Annotated in this window: 23 protein-coding genes; 6 read left to right on the forward strand and 17 right to left on the reverse strand. The window is 61.3% G+C overall.

The annotated features are described in order from the left end of the window. Positions 1–4: 4 nt before the first annotated feature. Positions 5–658 (forward strand): TetR/AcrR family transcriptional regulator, encoded by a 654-nt coding sequence (locus M0639_RS24350; RefSeq protein WP_007731342.1) that lies wholly within the window; start codon positions 5–7, stop codon positions 656–658. A 6-nt stretch (positions 659–664) separates the two neighbouring features. Here the strand turns inward: M0639_RS24350 and M0639_RS24355 are convergent, their stop codons facing one another. Next, positions 665–1,111, reverse strand: coding sequence for a MarR family winged helix-turn-helix transcriptional regulator (locus M0639_RS24355; protein ID WP_003940281.1), 447 nt, complete (start codon positions 1,109–1,111; stop codon positions 665–667). Between the two features lie 12 nt (positions 1,112–1,123). Further along, positions 1,124–1,528: an EVE domain-containing protein gene (locus tag M0639_RS24360; protein ID WP_050656414.1), complete on the reverse strand. Its 405-nt coding sequence runs from the start codon at positions 1,526–1,528 to the stop codon at positions 1,124–1,126. A 145-nt stretch (positions 1,529–1,673) separates the two neighbouring features. Between M0639_RS24360 and M0639_RS24365 the strand changes: the two genes are divergently transcribed. Both M0639_RS24365 and M0639_RS24370 read left to right on the forward strand, forming a co-directional pair. Continuing rightward, positions 1,674–2,351 carry a TetR/AcrR family transcriptional regulator gene (locus M0639_RS24365; RefSeq protein WP_042453557.1) on the forward strand — a complete coding sequence of 226 codons (678 nt, stop codon included), beginning with the start codon at positions 1,674–1,676 and terminating at the stop codon, positions 2,349–2,351. Further along, positions 2,348–3,268 (forward strand): TIGR01777 family oxidoreductase, encoded by a 921-nt coding sequence (locus tag M0639_RS24370; protein WP_058037692.1) that lies wholly within the window; start codon positions 2,348–2,350, stop codon positions 3,266–3,268. Before M0639_RS24365 ends, M0639_RS24370 begins: the two co-directional genes overlap by 4 nt. Here the strand turns inward: M0639_RS24370 and M0639_RS24375 are convergent. Then, complete coding sequence (locus M0639_RS24375) at positions 3,226–4,194, reverse strand: NAD(P)/FAD-dependent oxidoreductase (RefSeq protein WP_037125744.1); 969 nt, start codon at positions 4,192–4,194, stop codon at positions 3,226–3,228. The two genes, M0639_RS24370 and M0639_RS24375, sit on opposite strands and share 43 nt — an antisense overlap. Positions 4,195–4,288: 94 nt before the next feature. On the opposite strand from M0639_RS24375, the gene M0639_RS24380 reads away from it, so the two are divergent. Continuing rightward, positions 4,289–4,798 (forward strand): MarR family winged helix-turn-helix transcriptional regulator, encoded by a 510-nt coding sequence (locus tag M0639_RS24380; RefSeq protein WP_054800781.1) that lies wholly within the window; start codon positions 4,289–4,291, stop codon positions 4,796–4,798. Between the two features lie 6 nt (positions 4,799–4,804). Here the strand turns inward: M0639_RS24380 and M0639_RS24385 are convergent, their stop codons facing one another. From M0639_RS24385 to prpD, 8 genes are all read right to left on the reverse strand, one after another. After that, positions 4,805–5,278, reverse strand: coding sequence for a MerR family transcriptional regulator (locus tag M0639_RS24385; protein WP_064073482.1), 474 nt, complete (start codon positions 5,276–5,278; stop codon positions 4,805–4,807). A gap of 10 nt (positions 5,279–5,288) precedes the next feature. Continuing rightward, complete coding sequence (locus M0639_RS24390; protein ID WP_231915053.1) at positions 5,289–5,435, reverse strand: hypothetical protein; 147 nt, start codon at positions 5,433–5,435, stop codon at positions 5,289–5,291. Positions 5,436–5,513: 78 nt separating this feature from the next. Beyond that, positions 5,514–6,818 carry an IS256-like element ISRer3 family transposase gene (locus M0639_RS24395; RefSeq protein WP_042927240.1) on the reverse strand — a complete coding sequence of 435 codons (1,305 nt, stop codon included), beginning with the start codon at positions 6,816–6,818 and terminating at the stop codon, positions 5,514–5,516. A gap of 87 nt (positions 6,819–6,905) precedes the next feature. Continuing rightward, positions 6,906–7,628: an SDR family oxidoreductase gene (locus tag M0639_RS24400; RefSeq protein ID WP_248671213.1), complete on the reverse strand. Its 723-nt coding sequence runs from the start codon at positions 7,626–7,628 to the stop codon at positions 6,906–6,908. Between the two features lie 60 nt (positions 7,629–7,688). Then, complete coding sequence (locus M0639_RS24405) at positions 7,689–8,471, reverse strand: enoyl-CoA hydratase (protein WP_064074312.1); 783 nt, start codon at positions 8,469–8,471, stop codon at positions 7,689–7,691. Between the two features lie 189 nt (positions 8,472–8,660). Continuing rightward, a complete protein-coding gene (locus tag M0639_RS24410) occupies positions 8,661–9,782 on the reverse strand; it encodes a bifunctional 2-methylcitrate synthase/citrate synthase (RefSeq protein WP_047269777.1) in 1,122 nt (373 codons plus the stop codon). Beyond that, on the reverse strand, positions 9,779–10,696 hold the full coding sequence (gene prpB, locus M0639_RS24415) for a methylisocitrate lyase (protein WP_003940134.1): 918 nt from the start codon (positions 10,694–10,696) through the stop codon (positions 9,779–9,781). Before prpB ends, M0639_RS24410 begins: the two co-directional genes overlap by 4 nt. After that, the gene (gene prpD, locus M0639_RS24420; protein ID WP_003939787.1) at positions 10,696–12,198 is read right to left on the reverse strand and encodes a 2-methylcitrate dehydratase PrpD; all 1,503 of its coding nucleotides are present in this window, start codon (positions 12,196–12,198) and stop codon (positions 10,696–10,698) included. The genes prpB and prpD overlap by 1 nt, the downstream gene beginning before the upstream one ends. A 167-nt stretch (positions 12,199–12,365) precedes the next feature. Here prpD and M0639_RS24425 point away from each other — a divergent pair, with 167 nt between their 5' ends. Both M0639_RS24425 and M0639_RS24430 read left to right on the forward strand, forming a co-directional pair. After that, on the forward strand, positions 12,366–13,787 hold the full coding sequence (locus M0639_RS24425) for a short-chain fatty acyl-CoA regulator family protein (protein WP_003939891.1): 1,422 nt from the start codon (positions 12,366–12,368) through the stop codon (positions 13,785–13,787). Between the two features lie 67 nt (positions 13,788–13,854). Then, a complete protein-coding gene (locus M0639_RS24430) occupies positions 13,855–14,850 on the forward strand; it encodes an endonuclease/exonuclease/phosphatase family protein (RefSeq protein ID WP_064074311.1) in 996 nt (331 codons plus the stop codon). 67 nt (positions 14,851–14,917) lie between these two features. Here M0639_RS24430 and M0639_RS24435 read toward each other — a convergent pair whose 3' ends face one another. The 6 genes from M0639_RS24435 to M0639_RS24460 form a co-directional block, all read right to left on the reverse strand. Beyond that, entirely contained in the window at positions 14,918–16,156 is a 1,239-nt protein-coding gene (locus tag M0639_RS24435) for an HNH endonuclease signature motif containing protein (protein WP_064074310.1), read from the reverse strand. Between the two features lie 114 nt (positions 16,157–16,270). Beyond that, positions 16,271–18,178 (reverse strand): alkyl/aryl-sulfatase, encoded by a 1,908-nt coding sequence (locus tag M0639_RS24440; protein WP_064074309.1) that lies wholly within the window; start codon positions 18,176–18,178, stop codon positions 16,271–16,273. Between the two features lie 63 nt (positions 18,179–18,241). Further along, positions 18,242–18,568: an SHOCT domain-containing protein gene (locus M0639_RS24445; protein ID WP_003939954.1), complete on the reverse strand. Its 327-nt coding sequence runs from the start codon at positions 18,566–18,568 to the stop codon at positions 18,242–18,244. A gap of 24 nt (positions 18,569–18,592) precedes the next feature. Further along, on the reverse strand, positions 18,593–19,021 hold the full coding sequence (locus tag M0639_RS24450) for a DUF6325 family protein (RefSeq protein ID WP_007732604.1): 429 nt from the start codon (positions 19,019–19,021) through the stop codon (positions 18,593–18,595). 70 nt (positions 19,022–19,091) lie between these two features. After that, complete coding sequence (locus M0639_RS24455) at positions 19,092–20,363, reverse strand: MFS transporter (protein WP_007732605.1); 1,272 nt, start codon at positions 20,361–20,363, stop codon at positions 19,092–19,094. A gap of 45 nt (positions 20,364–20,408) precedes the next feature. Continuing rightward, positions 20,409–21,404 carry an aldo/keto reductase gene (locus M0639_RS24460; protein ID WP_050656831.1) on the reverse strand — a complete coding sequence of 332 codons (996 nt, stop codon included), beginning with the start codon at positions 21,402–21,404 and terminating at the stop codon, positions 20,409–20,411. Positions 21,405–21,406: the final 2 nt, after the last annotated feature.

A 21,406-nucleotide genomic window follows, 5' to 3' on the forward strand; every position in this document is an offset into this window, starting at 1 on the left:
GGCGATGGCGCGACCGCGGGTTCCACTACTGAGTAAGCCGATCATCAGGGACACCGCCCTGAAACTGGTGGACGAGCACGGTTTGACCGACTTCTCGATGCGCAAACTCGCCACTGTTCTCGGCGTACAGGCACCGTCGCTGTACAGCCATTACGCCAACAAGGACGAGTTACTCGACGACGTCGCGAACGTCATCATGGAGTCCGTCGACGTGAGCGGCTTCGACTCCGACGATTGGCGCGGCGCGCTACGCACGTGGGCGCGGTCCTACCACGCCGCCCTGGGCAAGCATCCCAATATCGTTCCCTACTTGGCCTACGGTCCGAGCGTCAGGCCCATCGCCCTCGATCGCGCGAACGCCATCCATGGCGGACTGGTGCGCGCCGGATGGCCACAGCGCACGGCAACACTGATCGGCGCTTCCGTCAAGTACGTGGTCATGGGTGCTGCGACGGCGACGTTCTCCGGCGGATTCGTGGACGATCCTGCGATCTACGCCGAGCGTTACCCGCACCTCACGCGAGCACATCTGTTGCGTGAGCGTGCTGCGGAAATCGACGGTGCCAGTTTCGAACTCGCGCTGGAATCCCTACTGGACGGACTGGAAGCCAAATACGCACTGCTGCAGAGAACTACAGAGCAACCTCCTCGAAACTGAGGGTTGTTACCGTCGATCAAGCGCGCCGAGCATCGCGACGAAGGCCGCCTGACGATCCCCCAGAGCGGCGAAGAATTCCCGGTCCGAAGATTCCACCGCGCGGTTCGCCCTGCCGGCCAAGGCCGCACCCACCGGCGTGACGGCAAGCGAGCGAGCACGAGCATCGGTCGGATGTGGACGTCGTTCGACAAACCCCTTGGATTCGAGGGTCCGAATCACCTGTGACGTCATCATCGCGTCGGTGCGCGCGTACTCGGCAAGACCGCGTTGAGTTATCGGCGTCTCTGCATCCAGCCAGGTCAGTGCTGCGAGCAGAACGAACTGCACGTGGGTCAGGTCGAAAGGTCGCAGCGCCGCGCGAATCGAGGCTTGCCAAGCATTGGTGACACGCCACAACATCAGACCGGGACTCTCGTCCGCGTCCTCGAAGTCGGTTTCCAGTTTCTTCGCCACAGCGCCAGTGTGTCAGCTCGTCGTCGAACGCAGAACCTCGACGTCGTTGTCATCCAACGGAATCAAGCCACGCCGGAGTTGATACCCCCAATTCGGTGCCGAGGTCAGCGCCAATCGACTCCGCACATCGCCGAGTGGAACGGGTGTGAACTGCTCGTATCGCACTCGACGCCGAAACGGCTTGAAGCACCCCTCGTCCGCCTGCCAGATCTCACCCTCTTCGATCACACCGAGAGCTGTGAACTCGCGCAACGGATCTCGATCACCAATGGACTCGACCGGCGAATAGTAGACCAGCACGTCACCTGCTTTCATCCGTGCCAATCCGGCTCTCTTTCCGTGCCCGATCTGTGCGATACCGAGATCCACTGCGCGACGCACATGTTCGGCGGACACAACTCCCAACCATGCGTTCATCGCCGACCACCTGGCGAACCGAAAGCACATTCATTCATACATTTAGTATGCGCGCTTATTATATTTCACGCAACAGATCCACTCTTGAACGTGTTCAACTCCAGGGCGTACGCTGCACTTGAACATGTTCAAAGAAGGAGTGTCGATGAGTACTCGCGGGATCGAGACCAGGGAAAAGCTGGTGGAAACAGCATTGCGGCTCTTCCGCGACGAAGGCTTCGCAGCGACGACCATGCGCAAGATCGCAAATGAGGCAGAGGTCTCGCTCGGGAACGCCTACTACTACTTCGCCAGTAAAGACGAACTGGTTCACGAGCTGTATCTCGTCATCCAACGCGATCACCGCGCGCGGGCGCTTCCACTCCTTCGCGAAGGTGGGTCACTGACAGAAAATCTCAGGATTGTTCTGCACACCGGACTCGATGTCATGGGGCCCTATCACGGCTTCGGCAGCACGTTTCTGCACGTTGCCCTGCCCACCACATCACAGTCCAGCCCGTTCTCGGCCGAGTCGACCGATGCGAGATCGATGGCCGTCGATCTGATGCGTGAAGCACTGGCGGCGTCGAAGCAGAAGACGCCGGCGTCATTGGAGACCCAGCTCCCCACGCTCTTGTGGCTCAGCTATCTGGGCGTGACGCTACACTGGGTCACCGACGCGTCTCCGGGGCAAACTCGTACCCGATCCCTCGTCGACGGCCTGGTACCGATCATCGCGAAAGCGCTCACCCTCGCCCGGCTGCCAGTGGCACGAGGTCTGGTCGGCGATGTCGCCGCCCTGATGACAAAAGTCGTTTCTGCAGAGGGGAACACAAAACCATGAAGACCGTTGTTGTCTGTGGTGCGTCGGGTTACGTAGGCCAACACCTTCTTCGAACGCTCGAATCCAACGGGGTCGACGTTCGGACGATCGGCCGGGGAGGAACGAGCGATGCCACGTGGTCCGACGAGCACGGCGTCGCCGATGTACTCAGCGGCACGGATCTGCTCGTCAACCTCGCCGGCCGCTCCGTGAGCTGCCGCTACAACAAGCGCAATGCCGACGACATCTTCTCCTCCCGAGTGGAAACGACTGCACTGTTGGGTCGTGCGCTGACCCGCACGCCGCAGCCACCCTCACTCTGGGCGAATGCCAGTACCGGCACGATCTACCGAGACGCACGAGATCGACCGATGGACGAGAAGAACGGAGAGCTGGGAAAGGGATTCTCCGTAGCGGTCGCGCGAGCGTGGGAACACGAATTGTTCTCAGCCCCAACGCCTGTTCGCAAAGTGGCACTTCGGATGTCGATCGTCCTCGGAGCCGGCGGTGGGGCGATCAATCCGTTCGTCAACCTCGCCCGAATGGGCTTCGGCGGACGAATGGGCGACGGCCGACAGATGTTCAGCTGGATTTACATCGCCGACGTCATTCGCGCGATCATCCACGTCTACGAGAATCCGGAGATCTCAGGCCCGGTCAATATCGCATCCCCGTATCCGGTAACCAACACCGACATGATGCGGATGGTACGAGCGAAACTTGGCCGACAATATGGGTTTCCGACGCCGGGCTGGATGCTCGAGTTCGGCGCACGAATCATCCGCACCGAGGCTGAACTGGTAACGAAGAGTCGCTGGGTTTCACCAGGGGTGCTCGCGGACAGCGGCTTCCAGTATCAATTTCCGACGTTGGAGTCTGCGCTGAACCAGATCGCTCAAGAGACCCCGCGAGGGTTGCTTCCGGTTTCACTCGGCTGAAGTTCGGCTGCGATCGCAACCGCTCGCACGATATCCTGCTCGAGCAGATAGTGATTCAGTGCAATCGCAGCCTTTGATCCGGCAGCGGCGGCGGTGATCAACTGCGCCGGAGAATCCGACACATTCCCCGCGGCCCAGGCTCCAGGCACACTTGTGCTGCCTGCAGGATCAGTTACCACCCAACCATTTTCGTCGGCTTCACACCCCAGGTCAGTCAACAGATCGCCTCGCGGAACAAACCGTGGGCCGACAAACACTACGCTTCGCGGAATTACCTGACCGGAGGCCAGTTCGACGCCGTCCAATCTACCATCGCCAACCGACACGCCAGCCACATCGCCTTCGACAATGCGAATCCCCCTGGCAATCAGCCGCTCCCGTTCGGCTCCCGTCAGCTCGATACGGTTGGGAAAGAAGACGACATCCTCCGACCATTGACGCACCAACGACGCCTGATGAATGGTGAACGGCCTATTGCCACCACCGAGCACACCGATCGGGGAATCTCGAACCTCGTACCCGTGACAGTAGGGACAATGCAGAACGTCGACGCCCCAGCGATCTTGCAGCCCAGCGATGTTCGGCAGCTCGTCACGTAACCCAGTAGCAACCAGAACAGTCCGTGCCTCCAGCGACGCAGTCGCGTCGGTTTGCACAAGAAACCCACCGTCGTCCGTGCGCTCGATTCGGATTGCGGTGCCAGTCGTCATTTCGCTGCCGTACTCGAGAACCTCCTTGCGGCCGGCCGCAAGTAATTGCGTAGGACTCTCACCATCCCGCGTCAGGTACCCGTGCAGGTGCTCGGAGACACCATTGCGCGGGTTACCTGCATCGACGATCATCACTCGCCGCCGAGCCCGAGCCAGAACAAGCGCGGCACTCAACCCCGCCGCACCGCCACCGACAATCACCACGTCGAACCTCATGTGCTCCCCCAGTCCGCAGATCGTCCCACCCGAGACGGTGGGCTATTCTGGCAATCTAGCAAATTTGTTTACCGGTTAACAAAGTTGAGGAATCGTGAACGAACCAACACTCCGCTCCCGTACCTGCAACCTCTGGGCCGAAAACAATCCCGACCTCGACACCTCGCCCATGGAAGTAGTCGCGCAACTCAAGCGGATCACGGCGCTTCTCGAACTCGCCGTCGAACCGGTGTACCGATCCGCGGACCTCAGCGTCTCGGAAGTGGAACTCCTTGTGCCACTTCGATACGCCGAGGAACCGGTCACCGCGATTCGTCTCGCCGAACGCCTCGGTATGTCTCGGGCCGGAGTCAGCAAGGCACTCGCGCGACTCGAGAAGCGAGGACTCGTCTCCCGCACAAGCAATCCCGAAGACAGGCGATCTGCACTGATCACGATGACGGTCCAGGGAAACGCTGTCGTCGACGACGTCTTTCCTCGCGAACTTGCCGCTCACGGTGAATTGTTCACCCAACTCGGGCGGGACCGCGGAAAAATTCTCACGGCACTCGAGCAGTTGGCGCTATCCATGGAAGGCGGGCTGGATCGAACGCAGGAGAAGTAGCCCGCGCTACTTCTGCTCTCCGGTCCGCCCGCCGTACGTCGCAATCTTGTACTCCGTCGCAGCCAAAGACAACGTGAGCTCCTTGATCTGCCGACGAACGGTGTCCCGGTGCTCGAGCAGCATGTCGAGCCTCTCCGGAATTGTCCCTTCACCGGCGTCGACCAGTTCGACGTAGTGCTGCAGGTCGCGAATCGCCATACCCGAGATGCGCATGCGGGTCAGAAACACCAGCCTGCGAACAGATTCCGGACCGTACACACGATGTCCGCTCGAGTCACGATCGACCTCGACCAGACCGATCTTCTCGTAGTAGCGCAGCGTATGTGCCGAGACATCCAGCAGGTCCGAGACTTCGGCGATCGACATCGGCTCCTGAACGTCCCCTGCATCGACGAGTCGGTGAATCACCTCGATCGACATTGGCCCGTCCACTTCCCCAAGTGCCTCGAGTGCCTTACGCATCAAGTCTTCCGTAGCCATGACTCTCAGCCTAGAACGGGCGGACAGGGCCGGCAGCATCCGCGAAGTCTGCACTGCGAGCCAGGTCGGCCCAGACGCATACCTCGGCGAGATTCTTCCGATACGACGCGGAGACACGCTCCACGGCTTCCTTTCCGAGTGGCAGACGAAGTGGCACATTCTCGCTGTGCACAAGCGAGGTGATGATCTCTGCTGCTTTCTCGAGATATTGTCAAGACCTGTGGATGAGGGTGTTTCAGGCGACCTCCGTTTCGCTTGATTCGTCGGGCTCAGCGGGTGAGATGTCGATGGGTCGTTCGAGCAGCTTGCCTTTGTGGAACACCGCGCCGGCACGGACCAGCGCGACCAGATGGGGGGCGTTGACCGCCCGCCAGCGGGCTTGTGCGGCGTCGATCAGCTTGTAGGCCATGGCAATCCCCGCTGCGCGTGACCCAGGGCCCTTGGTGACCTTGGTTCGCAACCGCACGGTCGCAAACGTCGATTCGATCGGATTCGTAGTGCGCAAGTGGATCCAGTGCTCGGCCGGGTACCGGTAGAACTCCAGGAGCACGTCGGCGTCGTCGACGATCTTGGCGACCGCCTTGGGGTACTTCGCGCCGTAATCTACCTCGAAGGCCTTGATCGCGACCTGGGCCTTGTCGATGTCCTCGGCGTTGTAGATTTCCCGCATCGCCGCGGTCGCACCTGGATGAGCCGACTTGGGCAGCGCAGCAAGCACATTGGCCTGCTTGTGAAACCAGCAGCGCTGTTCACGGGTATCCGGAAACACCTCCCGCAGTGCCTTCCAGAACCCCAGCGCCCCATCACCGACGGCCAGCACCGGGGCGGTCATCCCGCGGCGTCGGCATGAGCGCAGCAGATCAGCCCACGACTCTGTGGACTCCCGGAACCCATCGGTGAGCGCGACGAGCTCCTTGCGGCCGTCGGCGCGGACGCCGATCATCACGAGCAAGCACAGCTTCTCCTGCTCCAGGCGGACCTTGAGATGGATGCCGTCGACCCATAGGTACACGAAATCGGTGCCCGAGAGATCCCGGTCGGCGAAGGCCTTCGCCTCGTCCTGCCATTGCGCGGTCAGCCGGGTGATCGTCGAGGCCGACAGCCCGGCACCAGTGCCGAGGAACTGCTCCAACGCCGCACCGAAGTCGCCGCTGGACAGCCCGTGCAGGTACAGCAGCGGCAACACCTCGGTCATCTGCGGGGACTTGCGTGACCACGCCGGCAGGATCGCCGAGGAAAACCGTTGCCGTTCACCGGTCTCGGCGTCGACACGGCGGTCGTTGACCCGCGGTGCGGTCACCGTCACCGCCCCCGCCGCGGTGAGCACGTCACGCTCGTGGTGATAGCCGTTGCGGACCACCAGCCGCCGGCCGTGCTCATCGAGATGCTCGGCGAACTGCTCGATGTATGCGGCGACTTCGGCGGCCAACGCCGCCGCGAGCATCTGCCGGGCACCGTCGCGAACGATCTCGTCAAGCAACGACCGACCAACACCGCTGTCGTCGTTGGAGGATTGCTGATCCTGAACTACCGTGAGCATGGGCGTACCTTCCCGAACCAGCGCGCCAACGCCGGTCCTGATCAGAGCTGATGGAATTTCAGATCATTCCCGGGAAGGTGCGCCCACTCACGCCGCCTCGCCGAGAACCATCCACAGGTTCTGATCATTGCTCGCTTTCTCCGGATCACCCTCCTGAACACCGTCTGCGGCCGCCATGTCCCGCAGAACGGGATCCAGCAAATCACGGTATTCCGATGATGATTCGGCGAAGCTCAGAACGCCAGGCGTGTTGAATGCTGTACGGAATCGGCTGGGCTCGACGATCATCACCCGAACGCCGAACTGCGCGACCTCACCGGCGAGAGCCTCCGACCAACCTTCGAGAGCGAACTTCGACGCCGAGTACGCCCCGACGCCGGGAAACGACATACGGCCGCCTTGACTGCTCATCTGCACGATCGTCCCGCTGCCCTGCACTCGCATCGACGGGAGGACGGCGCGCACCAACGCGGCGGGTCCGATCAGGTGCAGTTCCATGAGATCCCGCAAGGTCGAATCGTCCACCATCTCCGCCGCGCCGACCATCCCACGACCGGCATTGTTGACCAGCACGTCGATGCGACCAAAACGCTCGAGCGCATATTCGACGACGCCCGGAGCCGCTGCGGTATCTCTGACGTCGAACGTCACCGCCGAGAACCGATCCGGATTCGCCGACGCAATATCTGCAACGGACTCGGGACGACGAACTGCAGCGACTACCGCGTCCCCCGATCGAAGTGCAGACAGTGCGAGTTCACGGCCGAAACCCTGAGAAACTCCAGTGATGATCCAGGTCTTTGTTGTCATGGTCGGCAACGCTAGGGGTTAGAGCGCGCTCCAACGCAAGCCTGTGGTTCTACCGCCGAACTACACGCCGGCCCACACCGGTCGTTCCCCGCGAAGGAAACCGTCGACGCCGGCTTTGAAGTCGTCACTGCTGTAGATCATGCTCATCAGATCATCGTTGTCGGCAATCACTCGGGTTCTGATGCGTCGCAGGGACTCCCGAATAGTCCAGACGGTCATCGGGGCGGCGGCAAGTAGATCGCGAGATACCTGGGCAGTCAGGGTCGCGAACTCGGACTCTGTTGCACAGTCGCTGAGGAAGCCGCTCCGCAGAGCCTCGCCACTCGACATCACCCCAGCCCGAGCGATCAACGACATCAGACGCGAACTGCCGATCCTGTCCGCCAGCAACGCCACGGAATGGATCGACAACGAGTTTCCGAGTGTGCGCGCGATCGGTAGGCAGAAGCGTGACCCCTGCGTCGCGATCCGCACATCGCACGCTGCCGACAGCAACAGCCCTGCTCCCGCGCACACACCGTCGATGACCGCGAGGGTGGGAACACTCACTTTCTCGAGTTCGGTCAGTACGCCGACGAACCGGCTTTCGTAGTCGAGCCCGTCCTGAAAGCTCGAGAAGGTTTGAAAGTGGCCAATGTCGGAGCCCGCCGAGAACGCCTCTCCCCCAGCACCTCGGAGAGTGAGTAACCGAATCTCGCGGTCGGAGTCGGCGCGCCGGCAGGCTCCGGCAATGGCGTCGTACATCTGCGGGGTCAATGCGTTGCGCTTTTCCGGCCGGTTGAACACGACGTCGAGGGTCTCGCCACGACGGATGATCAAGATTTCTTCGTGCGTTTCAGTCATGACACTCACGTTATTTCCGGTAGAGAAGAGTCGAAACACATTGCACTTGAATATCTTTGCGAATTCTCGATGCAAAGTTGCAGATAGTGCGAACGGAGAAGCGTCGACGAGGCCAGGAGACGGTGATGCCAGAACCGAACCTCGCCGACGCAGTATCAAAGGGGTGTCATGCCACGACAGCAAAAAGTGTCATGCCACGACTGTGCGCTGTGGCACGCCCGAATACTGGCTCAGCGGCCTGATCAGTGCATTCGACTGCCCCTGCTCGATGATGTGCGCCGTCCATCCGGTGATGCGGCTCATCACGAAGATCGGCGTGAACATCTCGACGTCGAAGCCCATGAGGAAATATGCAGGGCCCGTGGGGAAATCGAGATTCGGCTTGATTCCGGTGGCACTGACCATGGTCTTCTCGAGGATCTCGTACATCTGCACCCACTTCTCGCCGTCGGTCGCTGCCGCGACGTCGAGGAGGGCCTGCTTCATGGTCGGAACACGCGAATCACCGTTCTTGTAGACGCGGTGCCCGAAGCCCATGACCTTCTCCTTGGCAGCCAACTTCTCCGACATCCAGGCTTCGGCGCGGTCGGGGTCGTCGATCTCGAGCATGTCGTGCATGACAGCTTCGTTTGCACCGCCGTGCAACGGGCCCTTGAGCGTGCCGATAGCAGCGGTCACTGCGCTGTAGATGTCCGAAAGTGTGGACGTCACAACACGAGCGGCGAACGTCGAGGCGTTGAAGGAGTGCTCCGCGTACAGGATCAGCGAGACCTCGAAGGCCTTCACGATCGCCGACTCCGGAACAGCACCGAAACACATGTTCAAGAAGTTTTCGGCGAAACCCAGGTCCGACTGCGGCGCGATGGGATCCTGACCGCGCCGGCGGCGGAAATCGGCTGCGACGATGGTCGGCAGCACAGCCGTCATCCGCAGCGCCTTGGCCAGATTGGCCTTCTCCGAGTTGTCGTCCTCCGCCGGATCCTCGGCGCCGAGGTAGCTGATCGCCGTGCGGACAACATCCATGGGGTGGCAGTTGTCCGGCATCTTGGTCAGGAGTGAGAGCAGTGAGCGGTCGGCACGACGGGCCGCACGCTCACGCAGGCAGAGTAATTCGAGCTGCTCGGGAGTCGGCAGTTCGCCGTACCAGAGCAGGTGCGCAACTTCTTCGAAGCTGCAGTTCGCGGCAAGGTCCTGCACTGCGTAACCGCGATACGTCAACGAATTCGTCTCGGGCACTACCTTGGAGATAGCCGTCGTATCGACGACAACTCCGGCCAAGCCCTTGTAGATCGTCGGAATCTGTTCGGTCATGTCCTACTCCCCTCCAAGCTGAAATTGAAAATGCCACTGTCGAATTCGTTGTAGCGCTCGTACTCGAGAATCTCGTACAACCTGCTGCGATGCTGCATTTCGCCGAGCAGTCCTTCTTGCGTGCCCTCCGCAAAAATCTCGCGCAGACCCTTTTCGATAGCGAACATCGCCAGCCGAAGGGTGGTCACGGGGTAGATGACGGCGTTGAAACCGATCTCTTCCAATGTCTTCGCCGAAATGAGGTTCGACTTCCCGAACTCGGTCATGTTGGCGAGGAGCGGAGTGTCGACTGCTGCGCGGAACTTCTCGAAGTCTGCTTCGGTGGCAAGAGCTTCGGTGAAGATCAAATCAGCACCGGCATCCACATAGGCCTTTGCTCGCTCGATCGCCGCGTCGATACCGTCGATTCCGGCAGCATCGGTGCGCGCGCAGATGACGAAGTTCGGGTCACGACGCGCCGACACTGCAGCACGAACACGGCGAACCATGTCTTCGGTGGGCACAATTGCTTTGCCGTCGAGGTGCCCGCAGCGCTTCGGGTTGATCTGGTCCTCGAGGTGCAGACCGGCTATTCCGTCGTCCTCGAAGATCGTGACCGTGCGGGCCGCGCTCATAGGTTCACCGAAACCGGTGTCGGCGTCGATGAGCGTCGGGAGGTCCGTGACGCGCGCGATCTGCTTGCTGTGGCCGGCGACCTCGGTCAAGGTGGTCAGTCCGATGTCGGGAAGCGCCAATCCGGCGGAGTACGCACCACCTGAAACGTAGACACCCTCGAACCCGATTTCCTGAATCAGTCTGGCTGTCAGCGGATTGATCGCACCCGGGAGTCGTTGAATCTTTCCGGACGTCAGCCCCGCCCGGAAGGCAATCCGCTTGTCGGCTGCAGACGTCGCTGCTGCGATGAGGCCCGACATCAGAAAAGTCCCTTGGCGACCTTGGGAGCCCGAGCGAGAACGTCTTCGGAAACGGTGAAGGTCAGCTGATCGAGTTCGCCTGCCTTCAATTCGGCGGTGCGCTGAGCCGCATCGAGGAAGCGGTCCTGTTCGCTCGGCTCGATGACGCCCTCGGCGAGGGTGCGGAATTTCGCGACGTACTGATCGCGAGCGAACGGACGTGCGCCGAGCGGGTGCGCATCGGCCACCGCAAGCTCGTCGACGATGACTTCGCCGCTCTTCAAGGTGATCTCGGCGCGAGCACCGAAAGCCTTCTCGTCCGGATCCGTCGAGTGGTAACGGCGTGTCCATTCGGGATCTTCGCGCGTGGAGATCTTGTTCCACAGCTCGATCGTGTCCGCGCGCTGTGCACGCTCGGACGCGTAGGAATGTTCGTGGTGCCACGTACCGTCCTGTAGCGCAACGGCAAAGATGTACATCACCGAGTGGTCGAGGGTTTCACGCGAGGCGGTCGGGTCGAACTTCTGCGGATCGCCGGAACCGGTGCCGATGACGACGTGGGTGTGGTGACTGGTATGCAGGACGATCGACGCGATCTGGTCGAGATCACCGACACGAGAACGCATTCGGCGAGCGAGGTCGATCGGCGCCTGGCTCTGGTACTCCGCGGAGTGTTCTTTGGTGTACGAGTCGAGGATGGCGCGCTTCGCCTCACCCGAACCGGGCAGCGGAACGTGGTACTCCTTGTCCGGGCCACCGAGTAGCCAGGCGATGACGCCGTCTTCGCCTTCCCAGATCGGTGACGGTGCGCCCTCACCGCGCATCGCACGGTCGACCGCCTCTACGGCAACCTTGCCTGCCAGCGCAGGCGCGTACGCCTTCCAACTGGAGATCTCGCCCTTGCGGGACTGACGTGTCGCTGTCGTGAGGTGCAGTGCCTGGCCGATTGCCTGGTAGACCGTCTCGGTGCCCAGGCCCAGCAAAGTTCCGATACCTGCCGCAGCCGAGGGGCCGAGGTGTGCGACGTGGTCGATCTTGTGCTCGTGCAGGCAGATAGCCCGAACCAGGTCGATCTGGATCTCGTAGCCGGTCGCCAGACCACGAATCAGGTCTCGACCGTCACGGCCGGTGTGCTGAGCGACGGCGAGGATCGGCGGGATGTTGTCTCCGGGGTGCGAGTACTCGGCGGCGAGGAACGTGTCGTGGAAATCGAGTTCACGAACCGCGACACCGTTGGCCCAGGCGGCCCATTCAGGCGAGAACGTACCGGGGATACCGAACACGGTGGAGCCCGGCGTATACGGATGCGACTGTGCTTGCGCCCGCGCATTCACCACGGGACGGCGCACCAGGGAAGCTGCGGCAACTGCCGCGTTGTCGATGATCCGGTTGACGATCATGTCGGATGTGGCGTCGGTGACGTCGACGGAATCCGTCGCAACTTCCGCGATCTTCCACGCGAGGTGGTCTTCCTTGGGGAACTCTTCGGCAGAGCGGTGAGTGCGTACGAGATGCGTCTTCATCGGTCCTCTTCTCACGTTCTTCGGTATCTATTTGCACGCTACGCAGCTCATTCACCTCGGGATAGGCCCTCGCAATTGCCTATTTGTGCAATGACAATGCTGCGATGTTGCGAATGTTGCGAATAGCTTCTCGGTAGGGTGAACGCGATCGGCACCGAGGAGATTCGATGAAGAAGATGTACGCGGGAGCGCGGCTGCGACGGCTGCGGGAGGAACGAAACCTGTCACAGTCCGCACTGGCGAAGGCACTCGAACTCTCCCCCAGCTATGTCAATCAACTGGAGAACGATCAACGACCGCTGACGGTGCCCGTCCTTCTCAAGCTCAACGCCGAGTTCGATCTCGACGTGCAATTCTTCGCCTCCGATTCCGACGCACGCCTGGTTGCGGACGTTCATCACGCCTTGGCCGAAACTTCGGAATCTGGAGACGTATCTCTGGCCGAGGTGGACGAATTGGTGGCCCGCATGCCGGCGGTCGGACGCACCCTCGTGATGTTGCACCGCCGCCTTCACGCCGCGACAGAGCAGTTGGACCAGTTCTCGACGCAGTTGTCCGGCGAACCAGCGTCCGATGTGTCACTCGTACCGATGCCCTACGAGGAAGTTCGGGACTTCTTCTACGACCGAAAGAATCACATCGCCGTTCTGGACGACGCTGCCGAGCAGATGTTCCTGGACAACGGATTGTCCGTGGGCGCAGTGGATTTGCAACTGGCACGACTACTTCGCGATCAGCACGGCGTCACCGTGACGATCCGTACCGACGAACCCGACAAGCTCGGCCCCAAGCGTTACTACGATCCGAACAAGTCGGTCCTCACACTCGCCCGTCGTCTGTCGGCAGGACAACGCGCGTTCCAGATCGCAATGCAGTTGGCCTTCTTCACGCAGGCCGACGTGATCGATTCCCTTGTCGCCGAGGATGAATCATTGAGCGCCGAGTCCGCAGCGCTGGCCCGCGTCGGACTCGCACACTACTTTGCCGGCGCACTGCTACTCCCGTACACCCAATTCCTGCAATCCGCTGAGGCCTTGCGGTACGACATCGACCTGCTCAGCCTCAAGTTCGAGGTCGGCTTCGAGACAGTCTGCCACCGGTTGTCCACTCTCCAACGACACGGCCAACGCGGCATCCCTTTCTTCTTCGTCCGAACCGATCGCGCCGGAAACATCTCGAAGCGTCAGTCTGCTACCGCCTTTCACTTCTCCAGAGTCGGAGGCAGCTGCCCGCTGTGGGTCATCCACGAGGCATTCGCGAGCCCAGGTCGCATCCTCACTCAGGTCGCGAAGATGCCCGACGGCCGGACATACCTCTGGGTGGCGCGCACTACCCACAGCGGCGGACTCGGGTACCTCGCACCCGAGCGCAACTTCGCCGTCGGACTCGGTTGCGACATCGGCTACGCCGATCGCATGGTCTACTCACACGGAATTCAGACGGACGACCCCGCGACCATCGTGCCGATCGGCGCGGGGTGCAAAGTCTGTGACAGGCCAGCGTGCTCTCAACGCGCCTTCCCCCAACTCGGCCGCTCGATCTCCGTCAGTGAGAACAGCAGCAGCCATCTTCCGTATCCGCAACAATAGGGCGCAAACAATAGGGCGCACCGACTCCACCTGCAGTTTCCCGGAGCTACGACGCTCTTCTGCTTCCATGGACGTCATGCAACCCGATGCCGTGACCCCTCGTCGACTGGTTCTTCGCCGCCTTTCGGCCGTGGCCGGTGTGGCCGGCATCGTGACTGGTTTGGTTGCCTTGATCGCAACTCAGTCGGACGTCGATCACAACATCGTGATCGTTCTGGCGTCGGTGGCGCCCTTGTTGATGATTGCTCCGCTGATCGGTGCCGTCGTCTCGGGTATCGGGCGTCAGTGGATCGTGTGCGCCGCCTCGATCCTCGTCCTTGGGTTGTTCGGATGGTCTGTGAGCCCGCTGTACATCGGCGGAACTGGGGAGTCGACGTCTGCGAACGGTCCATCGATTCGAATCATGCAGGCCAACTTGATGGTCGGTGCAGCGGATCCGGAGTCGCTTGTGGCGATGGTCCGCGAACGCGAGGTCGACGTGGTGACGGTCCAGGAGTTGACGTACCAGGAAGCCGACGCGCTCAAAGCCGCCGGGCTTGACGAGGTTCTGAGCCACCAATTCCTCGTCCCGTACACCGACGGTGGTGGCGGGGCAGGAATCTACAGTCGCTTTCCACTCTCCAATCCGCGTAGCCTCGACGGATTCTCACCCGAAACGCTGTCCGCAGAACTGAATGTCGGCTTGGCGCAGCCAGTCACATTGTTCGCCGTGCATCCGGCACCGGCGTACATCTCACCGCCTTCGGTGTGGGCGGACGAGCAGCGAAGGCTTGGGTCTTACATGGACAAAGTCGCCGGACGGGACAACGTGATAGTGAGCGGCGACTTCAACGCGTCGTACTCGAACAAACAGTTCCGGAATCTTCTCACGAACGGATACACCAGCGCCGCCGACCAATTGGGTTCCGGCCTGATCCCGACCTATCCGACCGACAAGCGGTATCCGGCGGTGGTCGGTATCGACCACATCATCACGAAAGGCGCCGTGGCGACATCCTTGGAACGGATCGAGATCGAGGGATCCGATCACCACGGCCTGATTGCCGACATCACGTTGTCTTGAGTAAATACTGGATTGAGCAAGCACCGGGGCATGGTTGTGCCCCGGCGTATTCGTCAGTTGTCGCGGTTCACGCCGCTGTCGGTGGGCTGTTCCCGCCGATCGGCTGCTGATACGGATCGATCGACATCGGCGGATAGAACACCGATTTCCGATCGGGCCCGATCTCCACCCGCCACTCCGTGTGATGTAGCGTCCGGTGATGATGACCGCACAACAAGACCAGATTATCGAGATCTGTTGGGCCACCATCGTTCCAGTGAACAATATGATGAGCATCGCACCACCCCGACGGAGTTCCGCACCCCGGAAACGCACACCCACCATCACGAACCGCCAACGCCCGCCGCTGGGGTACCGTCGCGGTCCTTGCTTCTTTGCCGCAGTCGAGCGGAACACCGTTCTCATCCAGGAGGATCCGCGTTACCGTGCAGTCGCACGCCAACATCCGCGCGGTATCGATACTGATCGGACCTACCCAATCCGTCCACGCGAAACCCAGTTCCTGAGTCGACGGCAGTAGATCCTTCAAGGCTTTGAGGTCCGTCATGTCTTTCGCAGACGCAGTCACCGTGATGTGCGGTTTCACCCCGCCCTCGATCGGACCCAACCCCGCCCGCTCGTACCGGCGCAACAATTCGCAGAACCCGTCCGCCCGCCGCAGTGCCGGAGTGCGGGTGTCTTTGACACCGTCCTTCTCCGGCGTCGGAGCCGACAGACTCGACAACAACGTGATCAACCGTGCCCCGTTCACCGCATCCAGATCACCCTTCACCGACACGCGCCCGTACAAGCCCTTCGACGCGTAGAACTCGTTACGCTCCGAATCCTCACCCACCGGAACCCCGTCTTCGCGCTTGCCGTACTGCTTCTCGATCCGCCGAATCGCCGCCCGCACCGCATCACAATCGGCAATGTTCTGCGACGCCAACCCCAACAGAATCCCGCGAGCCTTGTCCACATCCGCCGGCGTCATGTTCTTCGGTGGATGCTGACAAAACGACGCCACCTGCCGCGCCTTCAACGCATCCACGTCACCACGATGAAACGCATCGCCCACCACGGGTTCGAGCATCAACAACCGCGCCAACCCGACCAGCAGACTGCACTCACCGATCTCCAAATTCGTCGAACCATGCAACCACAGCGCGATCGCCCGAAAACCCTTCCCACCGAGAACCTCACGGGAAAACATCTCCACGATCAACAACACCAACCGCGACTGCAACTCGTGCCGGACACGCACCAGATCCAGAACCTCACTCTTGAGGTCCTCACCATCCAGCTGCCACGCTCCCCGACTATCCATGCCGAAAGTTTAATCGAACATACTTTCGAGAACCAGAGACAAAACGGACAACTTCAAAAAGGTGCGCGACTCGAGACCTGTTGAAGTACAGGCTCGTTCACGACTGATACAGCGCTAGGTCGGAGTGACTATCGCAAAGTTCGGATCCGGCTCGTCGAGGTATCCGGCAAGTTCTGCGAGCTTCGCCGCGTCGCCGGAAACCGAGATGGTTCCATTCGCAATCTCGGCACCCAAGTCCACACCACCGAGCAGCACACCGAGTAAGTCGCGCCGACTCAAACTGAACATCGCATCCACAGACCCAGCATCTGCAGACCCACCTTCCACGTCGAAATGGATCAGAACTCCGTTGCTGAGTTCCGTTCGGTGAACGATGTTTTCGTCAGTGATGTTCCAATCGACGACGATGTGCGAGCCCGCTGCGCGCACTCCATCCACGCGCAGCGATACTGCATCGAAGACTTGACTTACCGACAGCGCTGCGGTGATGTCGGGCGCCGCGGCAACCGTGGGCGTCCCCACTGAGCCGTTGCGCAGTTCGTATGCACCGGTGAGGTAGAAGTTCCGCCATGTGCCGTTCTCGGCGCCGTACCCGAGTTGCTCGAAGGTATCGGCCTGCAGATTCTTGGCCTCGACGTTGTCCGGTTCAGCGAAGACCACGTAGTTCACCACCTGCGCAACCCAGCGAAAGTCGCCGCGCTCGTACGATTCCCGAGCTTTCCGTAACACTTCTGCTGATCCGCCCATGAACTCCACGTGACGCTTGGCCGATTCGACGGGTGGATGCTCCCACAGATGCGCAGGGTTACCGTCGAACCAACCCATGTATCGCTGGTAGATGGCTTTGACGTTGTGACTGACGGAACCGTAGTACCCGTGCGTGTGCCACGCTTGCGCCAATGCAGTTGGCAGCTCGATCGATTCGGCGATCTCGAGACCGGTCCACCCCTGATTGATTCGACGAAGTGTCTGATCGTGAAGGTACCCGTAGAGGTCGCGCTGCAATGACAGGAACTCGGTGAGCCGTTCGGTCCCCCACGTCGGCCAGTGGTGGGACGCAAACAGAACGTCGGATCGTGAGGCGTAACGATTGATCGATTCCGTCAGGTACGCAGACCAGACATGAGGATCTCGTACCAGGGCACCGCGAAGCGTGAGCAGGTTGTGGAGAGTATGAGTTGCGTTCTCCGCCATACACAGTGCGCGCAAATCCGGGAAGTAGAAGTTCATCTCGGACGGGGCCTCGGTTCCGGGCGTCATCTGGAATTCGATCCGAACGCCGTCGATCGTCTCCGTGTGACCTGTCTTCGAGATCGACACCGTCGGCGAAATGAGCGTCGGTGTGCCGGTTGAGGTGGTCTGCCCCAACCCGGCTCCGACGCTACCTCGGGGACCTCGGGGTAAGGCCGCCCCGTACATGTAGGCCGCGCGTCGAGCCATTGCCGTTCCCGCATAGACGTTTTCCTCGACCGCGTGCTCCACGAGCCCGGTGGGTGCGACGATCACGCATCGCCCGGCGGCGACGTCGTCGTCGGTGGTCACTCCTTTGACCCCGCCGAAGTGGTCGATGTGCGAATGCGTGTAGATCACCGCGACAACCGGTCGATCACCACGATGCTCCCGATACAACGCGAGACCAGCGGCAGCGGTTTCCCGGGAGATCAGTGGATCGATGACGATGATTCCGGTATCTCCCTCGATCAACGTCATGTTCGACAGATCAAGTCCGCGAATCTGATAGATCGAATCCGTCACCGCAAAGAGTCCCTGCTTGGCGACCAACTTCGACTGACGCCACAAGCTCGGATTGACCGTTGGCGGGCAGTCCTCGTCAAGGAACGCGTAGGAATCGTTGTTCCACAGGACTTTTCCGTCCGAATCGGCAACCAGCCCCGGATCGAGTGCGGCGACGAAACCCCGCTTCGCCTCGGTGAAGTCGGCGTCGTCGGAGAACGGTAGAGTCTCGGCGACTCGGGCGTTCGCGGCTTCGATTGCGGCCGATGCCGCACGTGGGTCGATCATAAGTCAGCCTTTCACGCCGAATTGCGGCAATGCGCATTGCCGCAATTGAAGAGAACAGCAGGGCTAGCTCAGCAACTGCGCCTTTGCCGCCGCGAACTCGGCATCGGTCAACACGCCGGACTGATGAAGCTGTCCCAACTCCTGCAGCTTGGAGACCAGATCGTCCGCGCCGGAAGGGGGAACGGACTGCACGGGGGCGACCTGCTGCTGCGGCGGCGGCTGTTGCTGCTGGTACTCCTGCTGATATTCCTGCTGCTGCTCGCTGGCCTTTCGTTGACTCCGTCGATCCATGGCGTTGGACGTCGCCTTTGCGGTTCCAGCCACTACCGCCGTGCGCGCCACCGTGCCGAGCAACCCCGGCCGCCCTCTGCGTCCACCTCGAAAAACCATGCCGAACTCCTTGGGTAATTGTCGCTACTGAAATGCTGCTTCGACCGCTGCGACGACTACCTCGCGCGGTATCTGAACGTGAAGGACTACGTCGCCGCCGCCACCGCGAACCGTCGACGCGAGCTCACGCGCCCACGTCTGCTCGTAGACGATGACTGCGGCGGACGTTCCTGGTTCGAGTGACTCACGGACCACGTCCAGGTCCTCGTCACTGATCAATGCCTTGGCTTCGATGGACAGAATCGCCAGTCCGATGTCGGTGAGATCTTCGTCGACGTCGATCTGCGACACCTGTCCGTCCGCGTCCTTGGCGATGTACACGAGGTCGAGCAGAGTGACAAAACCTCGTTCCACCACGTTCTGCAGCGCGGCGACAGCTTCAGGATCCACAGTTGAACCTGGGAATGCCAGCACCACGAGCTCGACCGGTCCGATGTTCATTGCGTCGTTCATCCATCAAGCCTGGTGGCTCGGACGCTTGGGAACCTCACCCGCAGGGGATGAATTACCCGATGCGATCGAGTTATTTGTTGCGACGAATGACTTCGCGAATCGGCCGTACGTGTACGCCTTCTGCTGCGAGGGCTCGCCGGGCTTTGCCTCGGGTGACGAGCACACCGACGATACCGAGAATCCAAACCGGATATTGCACCATCCAGGCGACACGGAATCCGTCGAACGTGTACCCGCCCATGTGTCCGAGGATGACGCCCATCACTTGAATCACGATGAGGGAAGCGAGGAATCCCCCGATGTTGACCATGCCTTGCGCGGTGCCCATCGCCGAACTCGGGTTCGACGTACGCGCGTAGTCGAAGCCGATCACCGAACCCGGTCCACCCACCGAGATGACGACCACCAGGATCGTCAACAACCAGAGCGGAGACGGTTCGCTTCGTGAAAGCACGATCGTCCACATGAGCGCGCTGGCGACCATGATGGTGAGAACCAACCACGATCGACGCATGGGATAGCGACCGGTGAGAATACCGAGGATCGGGCCGGCCACGATTGCCGAGATGACTGACAGCGTCAGCAGCGAGCCGACCGTCGTGGAGTCGAGGCCTTGAGCCGATTTCAGGTACGGCACACCCCACAGCAGCGCGAACGTCGTGATCGAGAACTGAGTCCCCATGTGGCTGAAGAACCCGAGTCGGGTGCCGGGCCGCATCCACACCGTCTTGATCTGTCGCCCGATCTCCTTGGCGCCGGCCGGCACGGCGACCACGTCGGCACCGGGAGGCGCGTCGCGGATGACACTCAACGCCAGCGCAAACGCCAACAGTCCGACAGCGGCAGCGCTGCCGTAGGCAAAAGTCCAGCCCGGTCCGGACAACAGCAACATGAACGGAAGCGCAGACATCACCTGGCCCAGCTGACCGAGGATGCCCGTGAACTGCGAGACCAACGGCACCTGCCGGGGCGGGAACCACTGCGGTACCAACCGCAACACCGAGATGAAGGTGAGTGCATCCCCGGCACCGACGGCAATACGTGCACCGATCGCGACGGGCAGCGATTCGGTGAAGGCGAGAGCCAACTGCGCGGACATCATGATGAACGCACCGACTGCGATCATGATCCGCGAACCGTAGCGGTCGAGGAGGACTCCCGCCGGAATCTGCATGCCGGCGTACACAACGATCTGCAGCACGACGAAGCTCGACAGAACGCTGGGCGAGATCGAGAACCGATCAGCAGCAGACAGACCCGAGACACCGAACGAAGTGCGGTGAAGCACGGCGATCACGTAGGCAAAAACACCGACACCCCAGACCAACCACACTTTTTTCATCGGGTCTGTATGTTACTCCTGTCTTTCGCAAGGCTCAGGACATGATTATTCGCGGCCCTGAGAGACCCAATTCAAATCAGCCGAACGGAAGCCTTCGGTGATCGCGGCGAGGGAGTCGAGGCGAGCGATCTGGTCTTCGCTCAGAACGATGTCCAACGCTCCGGCGTTTTCCGTGACTCGTGCAGCGAACCGCGTGCCGGGAATCGAAACGGAAGGCAACCCGTGCTGACGGCCCTTGGCATCGAGCCATGCCAGGGAAACCTGTGCAGGCGTCGCGCCGAGCTCCTCACCGACGGCGCGGACCACGTCGAGAACCTTCTGATTAGCAGGGAGCGCGGAGTCCGAGAAGCGTGGGAAGCGTCGGCGCAGGTCGTTGTCACCGAGCGTCTCCGCATCGAACGATCCCGCCAGGAAGCCTCGGCCCACAGGTGAGAAGGGCACGAATCCGACTCCGAGTTCCGCGGCGGTGGGTACTACCTTGTTCTCGACGTCCCGACTCCAGATGCTCCATTCCGACTGGATCGCCGCGATCGGATGCACCCCGTACGCACGACGCAGTTCATCGCCGGTCGCCTCGGACAGGCCGATGTTGCGGACCTTGCCCGCCTTCACCTGCTCCGCGATCGCGCCGACGGTGTCTTCGATCGGCACGTTCGGGTCGACCCGGTGCAAGTAGTAGAGGTCGACATGATCGACGCCGAGTCGTCCCAGAGACTCGTCGAGTGCCCGCGGCACGTAAGCCGGGTCTCCGTTGATCCCGCGCTGACCGTTGGCGATGTTGCCGACCAGACCGAACTTGGTCGCCAACTGCACTTCGTCCCGGCGGTCTTTGAGAAGCTCTCCCACCGCACGCTCGCTCGAGCCCTCGCCGTACACGTTGGCGGTGTCGATGAACGTGATCCCGATGTCCACCGCATGGTGCAGCGTGGCGAGCGCCTCGGCCGGATCCACCGGGCCGTAGACCGGGGCGACGGACATCGCGCCGTATCCCTGGGCGCTGACAGTGAGACCTTCGGCCAGAGTGACGGTGGGGACGGTCATGA

The organism is Rhodococcus qingshengii JCM 15477 (assembly GCF_023221595.1).
Taxonomy (GTDB): domain Bacteria; phylum Actinomycetota; class Actinomycetes; order Mycobacteriales; family Mycobacteriaceae; genus Rhodococcus_F; species Rhodococcus_F qingshengii.